Consider the following 19,916-nt stretch of genomic DNA (forward strand, 5'->3'; position numbering starts at 1 on the left):
AATTAATTCCTTTACTTATAAAATGGTATTGAGGTAGAATTTTTCTTAATAAGTGAGCAATTTTAGGGGGTTTCGATATGGGGAAGGGCAAAGTGTGGAATTCGTTTAAGGAAGCCGTCGCTGATATTAAAGATGGAGATACATTAGCGGTAGGGGGCTTCGGGCTATGTGGTATCCCAGAAAAGTCAATTGCAGCGCTAGTACAAAGGGGAACAAATGACTTAACAGTTGTAAGCAATAACTGCGGTGTGGATGATTGGGGTTTAGGGCTTTTATTAGCAAATAAACAAATCAAAAAAATGATTGCATCCTATGTAGGTGAAAATAAAATTTTCGAGCAGCAATTTTTAAGTGGGGAGCTTGAAGTAGAATTGACACCACAAGGTACGTTGGCGGAGCGTATGCGAGCTGGCGGAGCAGGAATTCCGGGTTTTTACACAGCTACTGGAGTGGGAACACCTATTGCTGAGGGAAAAGAAGTAAAGGTTTTCGATGGCAAGGAATATATTTTAGAAAAAGGTATTGTCGCAGATTTTGCCCTTGTCAAAGCATGGAAGGCAGACAAGCTAGGAAATTTAGTTTTCAGGAAAACATCACGTAATTTTAATCCTTTAGCTGCAATGGCAGGGAAAATTACGATTGCAGAAGTAGAGGAAATCGTTGAAGTAGGAGAGCTAGATCCAGATCATATTCACACGCCAGGGGTGTTCGTGCAACGCATTTTACTAGGTGAACATTATGAGAAGCGTATCGAGCGTTTGACGGTGAAAAGGGGGGACGTGTGATGGCTGATACAAGACAAAGAATAGTAAATAGAGCGGTAAAAGAAATACAAAACGGCATGAACGTCAATTTAGGAATTGGTATCCCGACGCTAGTGGCTAATGCAATTCCAACTGATTATGATGTCCTTTTACAGTCAGAAAACGGACTCCTTGGCATTGGTCCATATCCAGCAGAAGAAGCCGTCGATCCTGATTTAATTAATGCGGGTAAAGAAACGGTAACGGTTGTTCCAGGCGCTTCCTTCTTTGATAGTGCTGAATCATTTGCCATGATTCGTGGCGGTCATATCGATCTTGCTATTTTAGGTGGCATGGAAGTATCTGAAACGGGTGACCTTGCGAATTGGATGATTCCAGGAAAAATGGTGAAAGGTATGGGAGGAGCCATGGACCTTGTAGTAGGGGCGAAAAGAGTAGTCGTCGTGATGGAGCATGTCAATAAAAACGGCGAGTCAAAAATAAAAAGACAATGTGAGCTACCGTTAACAGGAAAAGGCGTTGTGCATAGATTAATTACAGATTTGGCTGTTTTCGACTTTACAGATGAAGGCATGCAGCTTATAGAATTAGCAGAAGGTGTCACATTAGAGGAAGTGAAAGAGAAGACAGCTGCTTCTTTTAGTGTTGTCATAACAGGATAAAGTGAAACTTTAATCAGTGGGGATTTTCTTCATCCCCACTGATTATTAGTCTTCACCAATCGGGCGTTTACGGGCAGTTAACCTCCCATAACTTTTTTGCTTCCGTTTAATCTTGAGGTTGTACCCGATGCTTCTCTTTCGGTACACAATTACTGCCCGTTAATGCGGGGTAAAGTGATTGAATGTAACCAGTTCTTTAATAGGGCTGGTTATTTTTCATTCGGAGTGTCAATCAAAGAATATATTTGTGATTTTTGAAAGTAGTATTGTCGCTTCGCGGGTATTTGAAGAGCATTAAGGTTGATTGTGATTTTTCAGACTATTGGCTGTTCTCAAGCTCTGTTTTACAATTGTACAATGGTCGAAAAGGGGAAAAATAACAATGAGACAACAATGGTCAGATGAATTACAGGTAGCACAGGTACGCGTTGCACGGCCGACTGATAAAATAAAGGAAATTGAAAAATTTTACTGTGAAGGCGTAGGGTTAGAAAAAATCGGTTCTTTTTCAGGACATCGGGGATACATAGGTATCATGATTGGTCTTCCGAATGCTGGTTATCATTTAGAGTTTACAGAGCATATTGAAGGAAGTCCTTGCCCAGCACCAACAAAAGATAATTTGCTCGTATTGTATATCCCGAATCGTTCAACCATACAGCATATTGCTGAACGCTTATTGCAAATGGGCTACCCTGAAGTGGAACCAGAAAATCAATATTGGGCTGAAAAAGGTGTCACAATTGAAGATCCCGATGGCTGGCGTCTTGTATTGATGAACACAGAGGGTATTTAAATAGATAAGCGATTCGAACCACTTTTATACCCTGCGCAGTATTTAATTACAACCTTTAATATCAAAAGATAGAAAAGGTATTAAGCAAAAAAACTTTTGTCTGAAGTAATTAATAAATAAAACAAGATACCTCTTCTCTATACAAGGAGGGGTATCTTATTGTTGGAATGCTCTATTGTCCTAAAGCAGCACTTTGATGATAATGAGTAGCAATGGATTCAATATCTAGCTGGGTATAGTTTGCCCAATTAGCCTTTCTAAAATCTTCCTCACTAAAATAAATATTCAATAGCTCCGTCATAGATTTATCCCCCTTAGGGTCCGTTAAAGGTGCATACCAATTAATAGCTGGAGTTTTAACGCTTTGTAGCTTAGACAGCTCTGCAAATATTTTAGTGGAATCCTTCAGCATTTGATTTTTCATACCTTTTTTCACATCAGTATCCTGTATAGAGATTGATACGATACCGTTCTTTTCTTCAACGGTAAATTTATTTTTAACGATGGCTCCCACTATATCTTCAACGGAAGTATTTTTATCGACGGCAACTTCCTTTGGAGCAGTGTTTTTCCCGCAAGCTGATAAGAGTAGTGTGGCTAGTAAAAACAAATAAAATAACTTCTTCATGTAATAACCTCCCTTGTTACTACCATATATGCGCAAAATGGAGGTGAATTATACAAAAAGAAAGCTGTTAATAAAATAAATTAGAATGGAGTTGCATAAATCTGTTTTTCAGTGGGATCCCAGAGGACAATCCCGACATCTTGGTTTTGATCTATAATACGAATAGAAATAGGAATATAATCAAATAAAACAGTATTCAATTTAGTACTAGTCAACTGTAAAAGGCCAATCAATTCAGTATCATTTATTAAAGGCACATTAACATCTATTTTTAAGTCTGTTAAATTTCCGTTTTCATATCGAAGTTTACCAACTATTTTAGGATTTAAATGTTTAAAGCCTTCTTGAATATCTTCTTTGAAAATTAATAATTTACTATAAGTATCTTTGTCTATACTATAAAGTGAATCTGAAGGGAATGTATAATTTTTTATATCTATAGCAGCCCATTTATCTATTTTATCCTCGCCTTCTGGAATAAATGTTTGAGCTAAAAATATTCCTGGAATTATATCATTTTTATTGGATTCTTGATATAAAGTTAAATAAATAGGGATATTAGGTATTTTATTGTTATTTTTTATATTTTTTATTATAGTTCCGGCTATTTCCTTACCGTATTTTTCTACGTCATTAACCTCATCTTCGTTAGTATCGACTTTAACTTGATCTGTATAAGTTAAGCCTTTATCATCATGTACTCTAATGTCATAAAATTCATTTAAGGATATGGCTAAAGACATTCCTTCTACTTTTCCGTTTTCTTTGTTAACAAAATTTTGTTCTAAGACATGAGATAATATTTTAGGATTATTTTTTTCATCCTCTAAAATATCTCCAGTACTTTTTTCAATAGGTGGGTTTAAACCAAAACCTTCTTTTGATTTTCTATCTAACCATTGATTGATTATTTTTTTATCTAAATATTGACCTTCTTGCATATAAAACTTCTTTGTAGGAAAGTGATCGACTGATAAATCCATTAATCCTTTTTCAATTTCACTGACATTTATTGGATTGTTCATATTACTAAGTATCAACCCTCTTGAAACATTAGATATTGCAGGTTGTTTAATTTCATATATTTCCTGTTGTTGAATTGATGATGTATACATTTTCTCATCATTTTTAAGAACTTGATCATCATCACTACAAGAAGCTAAAAGAAATAGTGGTGATATAAAAAACAGCATACTCTTCTTTATATTCATTTAATATACTCCTTACTGATTCTTATATAATTAATCGTGTATCAAAAGTTATGATGACTTCAGGTTGGCTAATTAAGACTGAAATTGTTCCGATAAAAGCTAAAATTGTTCCGATAAAATGAGATTTTATTCCGATAAATCTTCAAAGTATTCCTTTAAAAATGAATTCATAACAATAACGTGGAGTTGATTTCGTTCCACTAGGCGCTTCTGATGAGCCCCTTCGCTCCAGGATCTCATCTTCAACTGCTTTATATTTACATTTTAAGTTGAATTATGGTAAAAGTATATAATAAAAAAACTGATATATATTTCGTACGTCATAAAATGCAAAATCCGCCTTATATCATCGCTTTAATTTTTTATTAATGATTTAAAAACTATTGGAGGCATTGATAAAATGAATTTTCCGGAGTTTAAAAACTGTCTTTTGACAATAAATGAAATAATTTATTTTGATAGCAATGAGTATCTTCGAGAAAAAACTTCTAATCCTTTTAGATTAAGGGAAATTATAGACATGGCTGAAGATTTACTAGCAAATCTAACGAATGAAGATGAAAAATATTTTCTAATGGGAACGCTAGGGAACTTATATAGAATTTACGGAGAACCACAAATAGCTGTTAACATTTTAACTAAATGTGTTACTATTGCCAGCAATCAAAACAACAGCAATCGAGAAATTGTGTTCTTAATACGTCTTGGAGAGGCAATTAAGTATAACGGTGATCCGATGAAAGCATTAGAAATCTTCAACGAAGCTTTAGTTAAATGTAAGGCAAACAATCAATTGTTATATTTGGACTTTGCCATACAACATAAAGGAAAGTGTTTATTAGAAATAGGGGAAATAGCTGAAGCAGAAAAATGCTTTAAAGAAGCATTAAATTTAAGGGAACTTAAAGGTGATGTATCTCTTATTGAATCTACCCAACAAGCATTAAATTTTATACAGAAATTGAAATGCTAATACCTAGATCCTATATTGAATAATCATAAAAAGGTTGGGTGGTTTAAAGGTCACTTATAATTATTGGACAGGGATTTATCCTTAAAAGTTCATGTAAATAAGTATAATTTGAATAAAGTTTACAAAAACTTGTAGTAAGCTGGCCATCATTTATGATGGTCTTTTTTTATAAAACGATAATTTTGTAATCGTTTACTTTCAGGCATAGTTTTTTTCTTTTAACTATTGAATTGCTAGTGAAAACAATGTATAGTGAAGTGATTTGTCTGACGTCTGACTATCTACATAAATTCATTTTTAAGATCTATAACTGTTATTCAAGTTTCAATAATGGAACATAATGAGTGAAAGAAGGATTTGTAGTTTCGGATATCGAACGCAAAAATTATCAATATATTTATGGAGGAACTCATGAGATACTTAATATCCTTTTGTGGATTGTTACTTGTTTTTGGTTTAGCTCTGTTAATGAGTAAAAACAAAAAAGAAATAAAATATAAAAACATAATTATTATGTTAATCATTCAATTTATATTTGCAGCATTACTGTTAAATACGAAGTTTGGTTATGTTCTAATCAAAGGATTTACAAATGTATTTGATCATTTATTGTCTTACGCAAGTACGGGCGTAACTTTTGTTTTTGGTGGTTTAGCGAATAAAGGAGAGTATTCCTTCTTCCTAAATGTGTTATTACCAATTATTTTTATATCTGTATTGATAGGGATATTACAGCATTTCAAAATTCTTCCTTTCATCATGAAATGGATAGGTTTACTTTTAAGTAAAGTAAGTGGTATGGGGAAATTGGAATCCTATAATGCTGTTGCTTCTGCAATGGTAGGTCAATCTGAAGTATTTATTACTGTAAAAAAACAATTAGATAAGATTACTCCACAGCGAATGTATACATTATGTGCATCAGCAATGTCGACCGTTTCAATGTCAGTTGTTGGAGCATATATGACGATGATTGAACCAAAATATGTTGTCACGGCGATTGTATTGAACTTGTTTGGTGGATTTATTATTGCTTCAATCATTAATCCGTATAGCGTAGAAGAAAGTGAAGATATCTTAGCGATTGAAGATGAAAATAAGCAAACTTTCTTTCAAATGCTTGGAGAATATATCATGGATGGATTTAAAGTAGCCGTCATTGTTGGCGCTATGCTTATCGGTTTCGTAGCATTAATGGATTTAATCAATTCACTATTTGATATGATTTTCGGTATATCCTTCCAAGACATTTTAGGTTATATCTTTGCACCAATAGCTTTCCTAATGGGTGTACCATGGGCAGATGCTGTTTCTGCCGGAGGAATTATGGCAACCAAATTAGTAACGAATGAATTTGTTGCAATGGTAAGCCTTGGAGAAGTAGCTAAGTCTATGAGTGCACATACACTGGGTATTATTTCTGTATTTGTTGTATCCTTTGCAAACTTTTCATCGATCGGTATTATTGCCGGAGCAGTAAAAGGTTTGAATGAAAGGCAAGGAGATGTAGTTGCTCGTTTTGGTTTAAAGTTGTTGTATGGTGCCACACTCGTTAGTATCTTAACGGCTACAATTGTTGGTATTGTTATTTAATTTATAAAAAAGAAGCAGTTGACTGCACTCCAATTGATAGATACATCTATTGGGGTGCGTTTTTTTTATGACTGCGTGGTTTTTGCACTTCGTAGATGGATAGAACACAGGCACTTTTACATTAGTACATATAAAAAAGCCACTTTATTTAAGTGACTTAGAAAACTACAAAGACCACCGTTATTAAGATAGTCTTTTTGTTGAAGTATTGGTTGTACCTTTTTTAACAAAATGAATAAAAATGAGTAGTATTAGTTGAAACAGTGCAACAATCAAAAATACAATACCCAAAACAATGAATGAGACCATTCTAACTTCCGGAGTTTGAACTACCCCTGCATAATCAACTTCTCTTACTCCAATAAATATGGCCCCAGCAGCAAAAATGAATAACCATACAATATTTATAGCCCACCATATTTTCATACTCAAAATACATATCTCCTTTCTATTCATAATTGTATTTGGTTTACTACCATAACTTAGGGTTGATGACCTTTCTAGCGAGGTACTTCCCTAAAAATCAATGAGCATTCTAAAATCAATACGCTCTTTAATAAATGCGTTTTTATTGTAACACTTTTCCTTTTTACTGGAAACGAGCTTTAGGCGGTGCTACCTTTCAGCCTTAAGACTGATTTCCTTATAAATTAAATGAACAAAAAACAGACAACCAATATTAGCTCATTTTGATAAAAAAAAGTCACCCTCCAATAATGGAGAGTGATTCGTTCAAAAGCCTTGTGGCTGTATGATTAAATTAAAAAGCCGCGTATGCCGTAGTTATTATAGAAAGTTTTAAACCACCACTCCTCAAAGTGGGTGTTCGCAGAAGCTTTCCTGCTTATCCTCATGCACCTTGGTGTGAGGCCCGTCATTCCAACTCCAATAATAAAACTCCCTTTTACAGCTTAAAGGTTAAAACTTAATATTATACGAACAATGCAGCCTTTAAAAATATAATAAGGCATGTTAAACGAACTTGCAAGTAAGATGGTTTGTACAAAAAAGTCAATGGGCGAGTATCCCAAATCATACTTATCCAAAATGAAATAGCTCCAAAAACATAAAATAGATTCAAACATTTATCACAAATACGAACGAAAAATACGAACGCCCTTTACTTAATAGGGCGAAGTATGTAAAGATAGGAGAATATACAGGGTTTACCTAGCAAAAAAGTAAAGGGAGGAAGCGGAAATGGCAGCTTATCCAAATTGTCCGAAATGTAATTCTGAATACACATATGAGGATGGAACGAACTTTGTATGTCCAGAATGTGCGCATGAGTGGAGCACTGATGTAACGGAGCAGGACACAGATACGTTACTCGTAAAGGATGCTCATGGCAATCTACTTGCAGATGGTGATTCCGTTACAGTTATTAAGGATTTAAAGGTGAAAGGTAGTTCTTCAACGCTAAAAATTGGGACAAAGGTGAAAAGCATTCGTCTCATTGAAGGTGATCACAATATTGATTGTAAAATCGATGGCTTTGGTGCAATGAAATTAAAGTCTGAGTTCGTAAAAAAAGCATAATTACTGTAAAAAGAGTCGTGAAATGAAGCGCCCCAACTTAATGTTGGAAGGCTATTCTAAACCGACTCTTTTTATTTTTTTAAAAAATTTAGTAATTACTGTAACATTTAGAAAAGATATACGTTTTACTTATGAAATAGCGAAACGAGGGGATGGCATGGCATGGACAGACAGCGGAAAAACGAGCTTGAGCAACTTTATGAAAAATACGCGAAATCGTTATATTATTTTCTGCTGAAGATGTCTGGATCAGTGCATATAGCGGAAGATTTAGTGCAAGAAACATTTGTACGAGCTACGATATCGCTGTCGTTTTATAAAGAGGAGGATGTGAGAGCGTGGTTATTCAAAGTTGCGCGGAACACGTATTTAGATGAATGGCGTAAGCAGAAAAGGCGAAGGACTATTCCATTCGCAAACTTATTTTGGAAAGATGAAATGCTAAGTCCGTATGGGTTACCAGAAGAGGATTTTTTAACGCAGGAAGTGACAGAAGATGTACAGGCGTTGTTGAAATTTTTGCCTGAAAATTACCGAACGATTTTATATTTACGTGAATATGAACAATTCACCTACTTAGAATTGCAGGAAGCCCTAGAGCTTTCTGAGGGGCAGGTGAAAATACTTTTGCATCGTGCCCGTAAAAGATTGGAAGAAATAGTGAGAAAGAATGGAGGTTTCCAACATGACTGAGTGGTCGCAGGAGAATGAAAAAAAGATTTTAAGAAAATACCGTTTTACGTTAACATTTCGAGTACTGCGTATATTGCTAATATGCTTCGTTATTTATGCTCTCTATATAGCAGGGGTGTCCATCGTTTTTGATAAAACGCGTCCTGATCTTAAACATGCTTATAACTCTTTAATAGTACTTGAATGGCTACATCCAAATATGAAAGGTCAATATTCTATGGGTTCGCCTGCTGAAATAACACCATTTCTGACGCAAAAAATTAGCTATCCTCTAGAGAAGCAGGTAGGAAAGGAAAAGGTAGTAGTCGGCGAAATGCATGTTGAAAAATCTATAATGAATTCTAATTCATCTCTGAGTATGGACTTACCGTCGACAAATACATCACAACAATTTAATTTTAATTTACCCGAAGATCCGGTAACGGGAAAAGCAACCTCATCTCAACTTAACAATAATATATGGAAGATATTAGAAGAATTACCTGATGGAACTGTAGCGGAAATGGCATTTTCAATTTCATCATTTAAAGAGCCTATAGAATTGGTAAAAATGCTTGCTCCGTACGACGTCCGAATCGTTTGGATGCCATTATATACAGGTGAGTTTAAATCCTTTGAACCAACTGCTTCTGGCCGCTCCAGTGGTACAATTACAATTTATGATAGAATCGGTCTATCAGGAGGCTTAACAGTTAGTGATGATTATTCACATATATCTGAAGCACAGGACTTATCAAGTAACTTCTCAAGTACTGTGAAAGATAGCCAGCGTTGGATGGTAAGAAATATGGAAAAACTATTGAAAAATGAAAAGAAAAGCTATTATGAGGAGTTTCTCGGTTTACACCATTTGCAAGAACGCTATGATTATATTAAAAAGAATGGATTTCAAGCTTATGGTGCTGTTGTAACAGGACCGACAAAGCAACTATGGATGCTTCAAGATCTAGAAGGTATTTCTAATGAAATGCTAGGGGATGTTGAGCTTATGAATGGGTATAATTGGTGATGAAAGAAGTTGTCTCAGATACTTGAGACAACTTCTTTCTGCAGGTGTAACATTATTTTGTAAACCTACGAAACATAATAGCAAAACCTGCACCAAATAGTGCGAAAATAGTATGTAAAAGGGCTATGTAGCTAGCTCCAATCAACAGTGTACCGATTTCCGTTAAGGAGTAGTGGGTGACATAGAGTGAATTATTAATATTGTTAATAATGGCCCAGACGAAAACAGGTACAGAGCTGATAGCAAAAACAATCCAAATATTTTTGTAAAAGAAATAAGTAAGGCAGCCAAAAATCGCGTAACATATAGCAAAGCTTGTTTGATTGCCAAGTAAGGAAGAGTTAATGGCAAACATAAAGGATAGTACGATAAAAACAAGATGGAAAAATGTTATCGTTCTTTTCATTAATAAAGGATAGCCCAATGATTGCTTTGAAGTAGCGAGCAGCCGACAATGCTCACAAATAGCTAAATGTTGTTCGATAAATTCTACAGTAGTTGCTTGGAGCGCTTGTTTTTTATACAAAGGTAATAAATCCTCTACAATTGAACATTCCTGTGACAAAAGCTTCCCTCCAATCGATCTCCTTCCATTATACGACTTTTTTGAGAAAATAAAAAAAGCCTTCCGTGAGTTAATTCGTTCGGAAAACTTGTAATGCACCCTATTAATTTGATGTTAATACTTCATTGGTCAAAGCTTGAATATCAATATGTGTTTTTTCCTTTACAGCATCCTTCAGAATCTCGGTACGGAAATAGTGAACCGACGCTTCAAGAGGAATAGTTAAAATCTTGGAAAGGGCTGATTGATACATATGCACAAATTCTTTATCTGTGTTTCCGCGTTTTAACTCAGCAAAGGCTTCATAAAATTGGTCAAGCTTATCAGCAAACTCAAGTAGGAGACCTTCTATAGTTTTATCCTTACCTTCTTTCATGCGCTCAAAGAAGACAGCCTGAAACTCTTGTGGGATCTCATCAATAATAAATTTCTCCATCATTTTTTCTTCCACATGTGCAAGCATTTGCTTAAGCTCTGGACTCGCATGCTTTACTGGAGTTTTAATATCACCGATAAATACTTCAGCAAAGTCGTGGTTGATGGTTTTTTCATATAATGATTTCCAATTGACCGTAGCTCCATTCATTTCTTCAAGTGTGGCAAAGAACATTGCATATTGTGATACCTTCCAAGAGTGAGCAGCCACATTGTGCTCCTCAAATTTGAAGCGTCCAGGGCAACGAATAATTCGCTCTAAGTCGTTAAGACTTGTAAAAAATTGATGAATACCTATAAAAATCACTCCTTTTTGTTCTATATGTGCATGTTACTATAATCCATACCCTCTTTGTGCAAATTTCAAACAATTTTACAATGATTCAATTTGTATTTACAAATGATTCACAATTGACGATAAAGTACGCTTTTGTTGAGTGCTATAATGAGGGGGACAGATTAAAAGGAGAGTATGCACCATGATTTCAATTTATACACTTCTTCTTTACATACATATTTTAAGTGCTATTCTTTCGATTGGGCCTTTGTTCGTTGTTTTAACAATTGTTAAGAAAATGCGTATAGCATCTCATGTTGAAATGTCGCCATATATTGAGTCTTTTAAAGGGGCAATTACGATCGTCAAGCATTCGGGGCATGTCCTTGTTGCATCTGGTATTTTATTAATGTGGCACGCGGGCTACCATTGGAGTACCTCTTGGATTGTTCTTACATTTCTTGTGATGTTGGTATCTATTGTTTTTTTAGCTAGAGCGTTTAAACCGACTTTACAGACATTTAATACACCTGCCTATGACCAACAAAAATTTACTTCATTGTTACATCGTAAAGCATGGATGTATATTTTATTATTGCTAATTATGTTATGGCTAATGGTAGCAAAGCCTGTGCTTTGGTAAATAGGAATAAAAAAATTCGCACTCCACAAAGGGTGCGGATTTTTTTATTAAAGGCTAAGCAAGCGTTTAAAATAGCTTTTGCGAATAAATATAAAACTAACGAAGAACAGGGCAAAGAAGCATAAAGAGCTCATCATTGAGACTTGTAAAAATGATGTTGAAACCATATTTCGCATAGCAAATAATGTAGCAAATAACATTGTAGTGGCTATCGCGAATGGTACAAATATAAGGATTGCCAGCTCTTTAGAAACGACAGTGAATAACTCTTTTTTAGATAGTCCAAGTTTTCGTATGCCTACATACTTTTCTTTTTCTTGAAGAAGTGTCGTTTGTAAATAGAAGTAGAGTATACTCATAGCTGCACTTAAGAAAATCAAGCTCAACATAGAGCCGATAAAGAACTCTACACTTTTTATAAACATCTCTCCGTCATACAATACGATTTTTGAAGTTACATAACGTTCCTCATATATAGGGGGCATATCCCCAATAATTTCTTTCGCAAGTTCTGTATGTTCTGTCCAATTGTCTAACTCAAATAAATAAGCTTTGTAGACAGGATATTTGATGCTGTTATAAACTTCATCAGGCACAATAAAATACGTTTGTTGGAAACCTGTTGTTAATAGATTTTTTTCATTTACAGATACAAGCTTAAATTGCTTTAGATATTTGTCATCACTTACATTAGTAATTGGTAATGTTTTACGATTACCAGCAACTGCCATAAATTCATTTTCACCTAAGCTAACCTTTTCATTGTGTAACAAGTTATAGTCGGAAACCGACATATAACCAAGTCGTGTATCTTCATTCGATTTAAATTCAATGAAATATTTTTCTGAATCCACTGTGGATAATTGTTTTTCAATATTTTCAATATCAGCTTCTACCATACTTGGATCAGCCTTAGGAGGTGCAATGTACTGAAAACTGTATGGATAATTTGCCTCACTATCTTTTTCAACATTATAGTAAGAGCTAAATAAAATGCTTGTACTTAAAAATACACCGCTTAATAAGACCGTGATTAAAAATAGTATATTTGCGTGCGATTTCATTTTCGCATTGAGATTGGAAGCTAGTAACATATTCGTTTTCCGCATATAGGCTGGTGATCTCTCGAAAATTTTAAGCAGGAAGTGCATACCTTGTGAGATGACTAGATAAATGGTAGAAAGAATACTTGCGAAAAACGCTGTGTAGTAAAGAACACCAAAGCCATATATAACCTCATGATCAATTTTTAATAAATAGGCTAAAGTAGTGAAAATAATAATACTAATAAATAATAAAAGATAATGTGGTTTTATCGATTTTTCAATAACAGCATCACTTTTTAATAGTTGAATGGAAGCTTCTTTATTAATAAATCTTGTCATTACTTTTGAAATCACAACGAATAATACAAGGAATAAACCAATAGTTAACACGATTGCTTTAATGGGGATATACATACCGAAAGTTTCTGCCTTTAAAACAACTTTGGCACCCATTAAGAAGAGAGGTGCAATGACAAGCCCAAGAATAATGGCTGTAATAATCGCCATGACACCGATTAGAATATTTTCACGAAAGACTAACATACGAATCTGTTTCATCGATGCACCAGTAATCATAAAAATACCTAGTGTTTTTGTTTTTTTCTTTAAAAAGGCCATGATGGAATAGGCGATATAGATAAATGAAAACAAATAAACGAGCAAACTCGCTAACATTAATGCAAGGCCAAGTGTTGAGTTGGAATCTAAACTTGCAAGACTCGGATGAAACACAATGACTGTAAATAGAAAGAAAATAATGATAGAGAACATACTGCTAAGGAAATACGAAACATAGGTCCATTTATCACGTAAAATGTTTTGAACAACGATATGATTAAAGCTCATGCTGTCCACCACCTAAAAAAGCAAGTGTGTCCATGATTTCCTGGTAAAATTGTTTCCGATTATGACCACGATGAATTTCGTTATATAATTTACCATCCTTAATGAAAATAATACGATTGGCAAAGCTTGCTACATAAGGGTCATGTGTCACCATTAAAATGGAAGTTTTTAGCTCAGTATTAATAGAACTAAATAAGTTCATGACATCATTTACTGCTTTGGAATCGAGATTTCCTGTAGGCTCATCTGCCAGCAATAAACTCGGTTCATGAATAACCGCACGAGCAATAGCAACACGTTGTTTTTGTCCACCGGAAATTTCATAAATTCGTTTTGATAGAAGCTCTTCAATTCCGAGAAATTGAGATACATGTTTAAGTCGTTGCTGCATTTTATCGGCAGGTAAACTATCTAACGTTAACGGTAATAAAATATTTTCTTTCACCGTTAATGTGTGGACAAGATTAAAGTCTTGAAAGACAAAGCCTAATTCTGAACGTCGGAACTTTGCAAGTTCCTCATCATCTAAAGAATAAGGATTTCTATCATTTATAAGAATTTCGCCAGCGGTAGGGCGATCGATTGTTGACACGCTATTTAAAAATGTAGTTTTCCCACTTCCAGAAGGTCCCATTACGGCTACGAATTCGTTCTCACCAAGCTGAAAATCAATGCCATTCAAAGCCTTGTATGTGATTTCGCCGAAATATTCTTTTTGCAAATTAGTCACTTGTAGGATTGAGTTTCCCATCTTTAACAACTCCCTTACTTCGATTGAATAGCTTAAGTATAAAGAAGGAGCAGCATTTTACCTATTTGGCTTTATGACGTCAATATGACAAAGTTGTCATAATACGAACCTACAATCATGATTTTTTCACGTTATTTGAAAAGTCTATAGAAAAGGTAGTGACGCACTCGTGGGACTTTAAAGTAAAAGGGTGCTCTAATTCAGTTAAAATCTTTTTCACTAAATACAAGCCTATACCGGTTGCTTCACCGCTCGTTCTCCCTTTCTCACCTGTATAAAATAAATCAAAGACACGTGAAATTTCACTCTCGGGAATCGTATCTCCATCGTTTTTAATGCGTAAAGTAGCTTCGTCATAAATAATTTGGATAGAACTTTCAGACTTACCGTATTTAACGGCGTTATTGATGATTTGATAAAGCACAATTTTTAACCATTTTCGATCTGAATAAATAATCGTATTTTCAACAAGCGTCACTTTTGGAAAAACTTCTTTGGCAATGAAATAATCCTTTAAATCGTTAACAACTTCCTTCATAGGCTCTTTTAATGAGAGTGCTTCTATTTTTAAATCAGCCACAAGATTGGACGTGCGTTCATAAGTTAGTAGCTGATTGAGAGTAAACGTCAGCTTATCGCATTGTTGATTAATTGTTTGTAAATGCTCGGGCTGGCTATTTGCATTCGATTGGATAATTAGTTGAATAACCGACAATGGCGTTTTCATTTGATGGGTAAAATGTGAAAGCACAAGCTGTTTTTCTTTCCCTTGCTCCTCTAAATATTGCTGCTGTGTTAAGTATAGATATTGCATTTGTCGTAGTTTTTGGCTGTAGGCTTGCTCAATCATAGCCTGTGGTTCATACAGATGGAGGTTATCGTTAGTTAATGTGTTTTCCTGTAAATGAGCATAGAGTTTTTTTCTACGATAATAACGTCCAATCAGCCAAATGGTAAATAGAAAGCTAACGAGAAAGATAAAATAAAGATAATGTGAAGATAAATCATCCAATGAATGAATGATCCAGGGTAATAATAAAAAGCTTACACAATAAAGAATGATTACACTTACATGATCACGCAAGAAAAGCTTCATTCTTCTGCCTCCACTAATTGATAACCAAGGCCACGAATTGTTTTAATTTCGAGTCTAGATTGGATCGCCTCGAATTTTTTGCGTAATCGGCCAATATTAACAGATAAAGTGTTTTCTTCAACGAAGGATTCATCATCCCAAATGGCACTTAACAATTTTTGACGAGGAACTACATTAGGATAAGCTTCAAATAGTAATGTACTAAGCTGCATCTCTTTTAACGTTAACAGGCTCTCATGTTTCTCTGTGTAAAGACGAACTGTATTAGAATTTAATGTTGTATTAGCAATTGATATCGAATTAGAATCGGAGGAAGCGTATTCTCCGTATGTACGACGAATAAGACCATTCACTTTTGCCATAAGCACATCTAGCGAGAAGGGCTTAGTGATAAAATCGTCCGCACCATTTTCAATACCATGCACTTGATCGATGTCATTCACACGCGCAGATACGATGATAATAGGGCAGTTGGATAGCTGACGGAGTTTACGCGACCAAAAGTACCCATCATAGGTTGGCAGGTTAATGTCCATAACAACTAGATGAGGTTGTATAGCTTGAAATTCTTCTACTATATAATTAAATTGTTGGACGGTATAGCATTCAAATTGATATTTTGATAAATGCTCCTCAATAATTTTTGAAATATTGATATCGTCCTCTACTATGTATATTTTGTACATATTATCGACCTTTCTTTATGAGGTATCATTAAAAAATGGGTAATTTAATAAAATATACGCTTTATATTAGTTGATCTTCGTTTCGACTGGGCGACTCCTCGGGGATCAGCAATAAAGGAACGAAGGCTAAAAGCATCACATCCTGTGATAACACCTTCGTGACCAACATCGTGTTGGCCCGAGACCCTGGAGCGAAGCGGGAGGGGAACGAAGGCTAAAAGCATCACGCCCTGTGATAACGCCTTCGTGACCAACCTCCTATTGCCCCGACGCCCCCAGGAAGCTCTGCTCTGTGCGAAAGCGAAGCGTCAGCAACAATGTTTTATCTGAGCGAAAGCAAAGCGTCAGCAACAATGTTTTATCTGCGCGAAAGCAAAGCGTCAGCGACAATGTTTTATCTGCGCGAAAGCAAAGCGTCAGCGACAAAGCGCCCAGTCGGAACAGAAATCAACCCCACGTTATGCTGAGTAGCCTTTCTTTATTTATATATTTTTAATGTACCCTGATTTTAAAAAATCCATTAATATTCTTTATTGAATATAGTAATTGTAACTTGAAAGTATAAAAAAGAGCCACCACCAACTCAATTGAGAAGGTGATGACCTCTTTCATTTATTTTTTAGGAATATGGAAGGTGACAGTTGTTCCTTCATTTAGTGCGCTTGTAATTTGTAATCTCTGTCCGTAAATCCTTTTAAGACGTAAATCCGTATTACGTAGACCTACACCAGTGTTTGGTGAATGGCTACCGGATTGTAGTTCATCTAATATACTTGGATCTATCCCAACGCCATCATCGATAACACTTACTGCTACATGATCCGTAAAATCTTTTATACGGATACAAACTTTACCGCCTTCTTCCTGTTTCAATACACCGTGACGAATTGCATTTTCGACTAAAGTTTGTAAGGAGATAGGGGGGATTTCAATGTTTATATTGTCATCAACATCCCATTCAATGTTTAGTAAGTCCCCAAAACGCTGCTGATTAATATAGAGATATGACCGTACTAGCTCTAACTCATCCTTAAGTGGCACAACTCGCTGTAAATTCCGCACATCGAAGCTTGCATGTAGATACTCACCAAAATGATGCATTAAGTCAATCATTCGATCTGTATCGATCGTACTAAGTGATGCAATTGTATTTAAAGTATTAAATAAAAAATGCGGCTGTATCTGGGCCTGAAGCCAAGCTGTTTCCAAATGTAGTCGTTGATTGATGCTATATTTTAAATCGATTAAGGCTCTACTCCTGACCTTTAGCTCTACAGAATTAATAGGCTTCGTAACGTAATCATTTGCACCGTTGGCGAAACCAGTATAAACATCCTCGGAATAATTACGAGCTGTTAATAGTAGGACAGGTAACTCAAGCAATGAGTAGTGTTCTCGAATTATTTCAGTTAATGCAAAGCCAGATATATAAGGTAGCATCGCATCGATAATGACTAAATCCCAACAATCCTCTTGCTGTAACATTTCCAATGCCTTTTCGCTGCTAGTAACTGTAGTAACAGCATATTCTTTTGTTGCAAATAAACTTCGCATAATGGTTAAGTTTACAGGATCATCATCGACCATTAAAATATTAAATTGCTTTTCCACTGTCGATGATGAATTATGTTCTTTAATAGGAAGAAGCATGTCCTCTTCCTCAATATAGGATTGCTCCTCCTTAAGGTCTCCCTCTGCTAATGGTAATGTAAAATAAACATCCGATCCTTTGTCAGGAATAGAATGTATTTGCAAAGTTCCACCATGCAATTCGATAAGCTTCTTTGAAATTAATAACCCGAGACCGATCCCATTATTATTGTCACTTCCTTGTTCGTAAGGGGAAAATAGACGACTTTGGATAGCATCATCCATTCCTAACCCAGTGTCACGGATATGGATAACTGCCATATTATTTTTTATATGGGCACTGATTTTTATCGATCCTGCACTCGTATATTTAATGGCATTATGTAGGATATTGAAAAGAATTTGAATCAATCGATTTTCATCAGCCACTACATTAGGGAATGACCTAGGAATCGTTGAATTCATTTGAATCTGTTTTCCGCTTGTTATAAAGCGTAACATATCAAAAACACCATAAACTATACTTTGGATGCTAACGTTCTTTTTATGGAGATGTAAATGACCTTCCTTTAAACGAGTAAAATCTAGTATGTCATTTAAGGTAAAGGACATGCTTCTCCCGATATCAATTAGATGTTTCAGGTTGTGTTTATCATCAGCCATAAGCTTGTTGTTTGGATTATCATAGATGGACTGTCCTAATGTAATCATTTTATTCATGGGATCCCACAGCTTTTGTGAGCTACTGGATAAAAATTCATCCTTTAATGCATCATCCTTTTGTAATTTAGCAATCAATTGATTAATTTGCGCTTGATTTTCAAAAAAGCGTTTAAACCAATAACCAGAAAAACCTAGCATGGCAAATAAATAATCGAATGGATACATTGGTATATCAAAAATATAGATGGATTTGATGTACGCCCATATGATGCCATTCGTTGTACCAAGGGCCGTCAATGCAATAAAAACAGTGCTCTGTTTTTGATTTTCAAGATACTCTTTTAAAGAGAGTGCTATTACATATAAAAATGAAGCGACATAAAGGAGAAAGTAAAAAGAATTTATTGTGTATAACCAATTAATCGGTAAGATGATAGTTAAAAATGCTGAAAGACCATAGAAAGCAAAGAGCCATTTAAAGCATTTAGCATTATGATATTTGACTAGTAAAACACGCATAAATTGAACAAAGAAAAAAGAAGACCCGAGATAAATGATAGTAGATAGCTTAAATGACCATACATAATCAAGATGTATCCAAGTGAGTATAGATCGATCATATGAAATTAATTCATCTGCTAAAGGTAAAAGAAAGCCTACTGTGAACAGTAAAACAATTGGCTTTGGATTAATAAACAAGAACACAAGGGTGCTAAAAAGTGCGAACAATATGAGTGTTATTGAAATTGTAGCAAGGGATAAATCGTTAATCATTTGGTGATGTTCTATAGCTGAAGCAGAGCCAAATAAAATTCTTTTATCTATGGTAGGGCTTATTGATGTATCAAAATTAGATACATGTAAAATTATGTCAATTTCAGGCTGCTCATTTGTAAAGTAAAGAGTATAAGGAGCGGCTTGGCCTTTATGACTACGTGAATTAGTAGCTACTTTTCCTGACTGTTCAACCAACTTTCCATTAATATATAATGCTGAAGCAGTTGACACTGCAGGGATCCGAACGGCAAAACGATTATCTTTGGGAGCATTGTGATTGAGTAAGATTTTTAAACGGTATGAGCCATATCGTTGGGTCGTTGCATCTGAATCTCGCATAGGAATCGTTCGGGTAGTTTGTTCAAATGATTGGGTATTAATGTTTAAGGGATCTATTAATGATCCGGGATAGTAGAGCCATTCACCATCTAAGTTAAGAACTTCTTCATCGGATAACTGCTGATCCCGTATATCAAATATACCTTCCCGGGCAATCGGTTGATCACTTGAAGGGAGAAAGTATGCTAGCCAAAGTAAACGAAGTGCAGTAAGCACTATGAAAATTAAAATAATGAAAAGTGAATGTCGTATAGTCGCTTTTTTCAACAGTGACATAAGAACCTCCAAAATTTCTTCTTGTAATCAATTATGCCTCGGCATAATTGCGTCCGGA

19 protein-coding genes and 1 other RNA gene are annotated in these 19,916 nt (G+C 35.1%); 9 read left to right on the forward strand and 11 right to left on the reverse strand.

The annotated features are described in order from the left end of the window. Positions 1-77 precede the first annotated feature (77 nt). The 3 genes from ACIQLB_RS17545 (at position 78) to ACIQLB_RS17555 (ending at position 2,222) form a co-directional block, all read left to right on the forward strand. Entirely contained in the window at positions 78-785 is a 708-nt protein-coding gene (locus tag ACIQLB_RS17545; RefSeq protein WP_400728472.1) for a CoA transferase subunit A, read from the forward strand. Further along, positions 785-1,426, forward strand: coding sequence for a 3-oxoacid CoA-transferase subunit B (locus ACIQLB_RS17550; protein WP_400728475.1), 642 nt, complete (start codon positions 785-787; stop codon positions 1,424-1,426). The genes ACIQLB_RS17545 and ACIQLB_RS17550 overlap by 1 nt, the downstream gene beginning before the upstream one ends. Positions 1,427-1,808: 382 nt before the next feature. Further along, entirely contained in the window at positions 1,809-2,222 is a 414-nt protein-coding gene (locus ACIQLB_RS17555) for a VOC family protein (RefSeq protein ID WP_400728478.1), read from the forward strand. A gap of 172 nt (positions 2,223-2,394) precedes the next feature. Here the strand turns inward: ACIQLB_RS17555 and ACIQLB_RS17560 are convergent, their stop codons facing one another. Then, entirely contained in the window at positions 2,395-2,850 is a 456-nt protein-coding gene (locus ACIQLB_RS17560) for a hypothetical protein (protein WP_400728481.1), read from the reverse strand. An 80-nt stretch (positions 2,851-2,930) separates the two neighbouring features. Continuing rightward, positions 2,931-4,061 (reverse strand): CamS family sex pheromone protein, encoded by a 1,131-nt coding sequence (locus tag ACIQLB_RS17565; RefSeq protein ID WP_400728484.1) that lies wholly within the window; start codon positions 4,059-4,061, stop codon positions 2,931-2,933. Positions 4,062-4,461: 400 nt separating this feature from the next. Between ACIQLB_RS17565 and ACIQLB_RS17570 the strand changes: the two genes are divergently transcribed. Together ACIQLB_RS17570 and ACIQLB_RS17575 are read left to right on the forward strand one after the other, a co-directional pair. Then, positions 4,462-5,034 (forward strand): tetratricopeptide repeat protein, encoded by a 573-nt coding sequence (locus tag ACIQLB_RS17570; RefSeq protein ID WP_400728487.1) that lies wholly within the window; start codon positions 4,462-4,464, stop codon positions 5,032-5,034. Positions 5,035-5,445: 411 nt separating this feature from the next. Beyond that, positions 5,446-6,627 (forward strand): NupC/NupG family nucleoside CNT transporter, encoded by a 1,182-nt coding sequence (locus ACIQLB_RS17575; protein ID WP_400728490.1) that lies wholly within the window; start codon positions 5,446-5,448, stop codon positions 6,625-6,627. A 183-nt stretch (positions 6,628-6,810) separates the two neighbouring features. Here the strand turns inward: ACIQLB_RS17575 and ACIQLB_RS17580 are convergent, their stop codons facing one another. Further along, positions 6,811-7,053, reverse strand: a complete 243-nt coding sequence (locus ACIQLB_RS17580; RefSeq protein WP_053595887.1) for a DUF3923 family protein — start codon at positions 7,051-7,053, stop codon at positions 6,811-6,813. Positions 7,054-7,388: 335 nt separating this feature from the next. Then, positions 7,389-7,581: non-coding RNA, 6S RNA (gene ssrS, locus ACIQLB_RS17585), on the reverse strand. A 246-nt stretch (positions 7,582-7,827) separates the two neighbouring features. On the opposite strand from ssrS, the gene ACIQLB_RS17590 reads away from it, so the two are divergent. From ACIQLB_RS17590 to ACIQLB_RS17600, 3 genes are all read left to right on the forward strand, one after another. Further along, complete coding sequence (locus ACIQLB_RS17590) at positions 7,828-8,166, forward strand: zinc ribbon domain-containing protein YjdM (RefSeq protein WP_400728493.1); 339 nt, start codon at positions 7,828-7,830, stop codon at positions 8,164-8,166. A 162-nt stretch (positions 8,167-8,328) separates the two neighbouring features. Beyond that, positions 8,329-8,859, forward strand: coding sequence for a sigma-70 family RNA polymerase sigma factor (locus ACIQLB_RS17595; RefSeq protein ID WP_400728496.1), 531 nt, complete (start codon positions 8,329-8,331; stop codon positions 8,857-8,859). After that, on the forward strand, positions 8,852-9,868 hold the full coding sequence (locus tag ACIQLB_RS17600; RefSeq protein WP_400728498.1) for an anti-sigma factor: 1,017 nt from the start codon (positions 8,852-8,854) through the stop codon (positions 9,866-9,868). The genes ACIQLB_RS17595 and ACIQLB_RS17600 overlap by 8 nt, the downstream gene beginning before the upstream one ends. Before the next feature lie 52 nt (positions 9,869-9,920). Here the strand turns inward: ACIQLB_RS17600 and ACIQLB_RS17605 are convergent, their stop codons facing one another. Both ACIQLB_RS17605 and ACIQLB_RS17610 read right to left on the reverse strand, forming a co-directional pair. Next, positions 9,921-10,433, reverse strand: a complete 513-nt coding sequence (locus ACIQLB_RS17605; protein WP_400728500.1) for a zf-HC2 domain-containing protein — start codon at positions 10,431-10,433, stop codon at positions 9,921-9,923. A gap of 103 nt (positions 10,434-10,536) precedes the next feature. Then, positions 10,537-11,175: a YfbR-like 5'-deoxynucleotidase gene (locus tag ACIQLB_RS17610; RefSeq protein ID WP_370082871.1), complete on the reverse strand. Its 639-nt coding sequence runs from the start codon at positions 11,173-11,175 to the stop codon at positions 10,537-10,539. Between the two features lie 172 nt (positions 11,176-11,347). On the opposite strand from ACIQLB_RS17610, the gene ACIQLB_RS17615 reads away from it, so the two are divergent. Next, positions 11,348-11,788, forward strand: coding sequence for a hypothetical protein (locus tag ACIQLB_RS17615; protein ID WP_400728503.1), 441 nt, complete (start codon positions 11,348-11,350; stop codon positions 11,786-11,788). A 47-nt stretch (positions 11,789-11,835) separates the two neighbouring features. On the opposite strand, the gene ACIQLB_RS17620 is transcribed toward ACIQLB_RS17615, so the two are convergent. The 5 genes from ACIQLB_RS17620 to ACIQLB_RS17640 all read right to left on the reverse strand — a co-directional run bounded on the left by ACIQLB_RS17620 (position 11,836) and on the right by ACIQLB_RS17640 (position 19,858). Next, complete coding sequence (locus tag ACIQLB_RS17620) at positions 11,836-13,680, reverse strand: FtsX-like permease family protein (RefSeq protein WP_400728506.1); 1,845 nt, start codon at positions 13,678-13,680, stop codon at positions 11,836-11,838. Beyond that, on the reverse strand, positions 13,670-14,431 hold the full coding sequence (locus ACIQLB_RS17625; RefSeq protein ID WP_400728509.1) for an ABC transporter ATP-binding protein: 762 nt from the start codon (positions 14,429-14,431) through the stop codon (positions 13,670-13,672). Before ACIQLB_RS17625 ends, ACIQLB_RS17620 begins: the two co-directional genes overlap by 11 nt. Positions 14,432-14,546: 115 nt before the next feature. After that, positions 14,547-15,527 carry a sensor histidine kinase gene (locus tag ACIQLB_RS17630; RefSeq protein ID WP_400728512.1) on the reverse strand — a complete coding sequence of 327 codons (981 nt, stop codon included), beginning with the start codon at positions 15,525-15,527 and terminating at the stop codon, positions 14,547-14,549. Continuing rightward, the gene (locus tag ACIQLB_RS17635; RefSeq protein ID WP_400728515.1) at positions 15,524-16,213 is read right to left on the reverse strand and encodes a response regulator; all 690 of its coding nucleotides are present in this window, start codon (positions 16,211-16,213) and stop codon (positions 15,524-15,526) included. The genes ACIQLB_RS17630 and ACIQLB_RS17635 overlap by 4 nt, the downstream gene beginning before the upstream one ends. Positions 16,214-16,825: 612 nt before the next feature. Beyond that, positions 16,826-19,858 carry an ATP-binding protein gene (locus ACIQLB_RS17640; protein ID WP_400728518.1) on the reverse strand — a complete coding sequence of 1,011 codons (3,033 nt, stop codon included), beginning with the start codon at positions 19,856-19,858 and terminating at the stop codon, positions 16,826-16,828. Between the last annotated feature and the right edge of the window lie 58 nt (positions 19,859-19,916).

This window comes from Lysinibacillus sp. NPDC092081, from assembly GCF_044755845.1.
Classification (GTDB): domain Bacteria; phylum Bacillota; class Bacilli; order Bacillales_A; family Planococcaceae; genus Lysinibacillus.

Excerpts from the sequence above, each read along its gene's own strand:
- ACIQLB_RS17545 (WP_400728472.1), top strand. The coding sequence starts at position 78 with ATGGGGAAGGGCAAAGTGTGGAATTCGTTTAAGGAAGCCGTCGCTGAT.
- ACIQLB_RS17550 (WP_400728475.1), top strand. The coding sequence starts at position 785 with ATGGCTGATACAAGACAAAGAATAGTAAATAGAGCGGTAAAAGAAATA.
- ACIQLB_RS17555 (WP_400728478.1), top strand. The coding sequence starts at position 1,809 with ATGAGACAACAATGGTCAGATGAATTACAGGTAGCACAGGTACGCGTT.
- ACIQLB_RS17560 (WP_400728481.1), bottom strand. The coding sequence starts at position 2,850 with ATGAAGAAGTTATTTTATTTGTTTTTACTAGCCACACTACTCTTATCA.
- ACIQLB_RS17565 (WP_400728484.1), bottom strand. The coding sequence starts at position 4,061 with ATGAATATAAAGAAGAGTATGCTGTTTTTTATATCACCACTATTTCTT.
- ACIQLB_RS17570 (WP_400728487.1), top strand. The coding sequence starts at position 4,462 with ATGAATTTTCCGGAGTTTAAAAACTGTCTTTTGACAATAAATGAAATA.
- ACIQLB_RS17575 (WP_400728490.1), top strand. The coding sequence starts at position 5,446 with ATGAGATACTTAATATCCTTTTGTGGATTGTTACTTGTTTTTGGTTTA.
- ACIQLB_RS17580 (WP_053595887.1), bottom strand. The coding sequence starts at position 7,053 with ATGAAAATATGGTGGGCTATAAATATTGTATGGTTATTCATTTTTGCT.
- ACIQLB_RS17590 (WP_400728493.1), top strand. The coding sequence starts at position 7,828 with ATGGCAGCTTATCCAAATTGTCCGAAATGTAATTCTGAATACACATAT.
- ACIQLB_RS17595 (WP_400728496.1), top strand. The coding sequence starts at position 8,329 with ATGGACAGACAGCGGAAAAACGAGCTTGAGCAACTTTATGAAAAATAC.
- ACIQLB_RS17600 (WP_400728498.1), top strand. The coding sequence starts at position 8,852 with ATGACTGAGTGGTCGCAGGAGAATGAAAAAAAGATTTTAAGAAAATAC.
- ACIQLB_RS17615 (WP_400728503.1), top strand. The coding sequence starts at position 11,348 with ATGATTTCAATTTATACACTTCTTCTTTACATACATATTTTAAGTGCT.
- ACIQLB_RS17620 (WP_400728506.1), bottom strand. The coding sequence starts at position 13,680 with ATGAGCTTTAATCATATCGTTGTTCAAAACATTTTACGTGATAAATGG.
- ACIQLB_RS17625 (WP_400728509.1), bottom strand. The coding sequence starts at position 14,431 with ATGGGAAACTCAATCCTACAAGTGACTAATTTGCAAAAAGAATATTTC.
- ACIQLB_RS17630 (WP_400728512.1), bottom strand. The coding sequence starts at position 15,527 with ATGAAGCTTTTCTTGCGTGATCATGTAAGTGTAATCATTCTTTATTGT.
- ACIQLB_RS17635 (WP_400728515.1), bottom strand. The coding sequence starts at position 16,213 with ATGTACAAAATATACATAGTAGAGGACGATATCAATATTTCAAAAATT.
- ACIQLB_RS17640 (WP_400728518.1), bottom strand. The coding sequence starts at position 19,858 with ATGTCACTGTTGAAAAAAGCGACTATACGACATTCACTTTTCATTATT.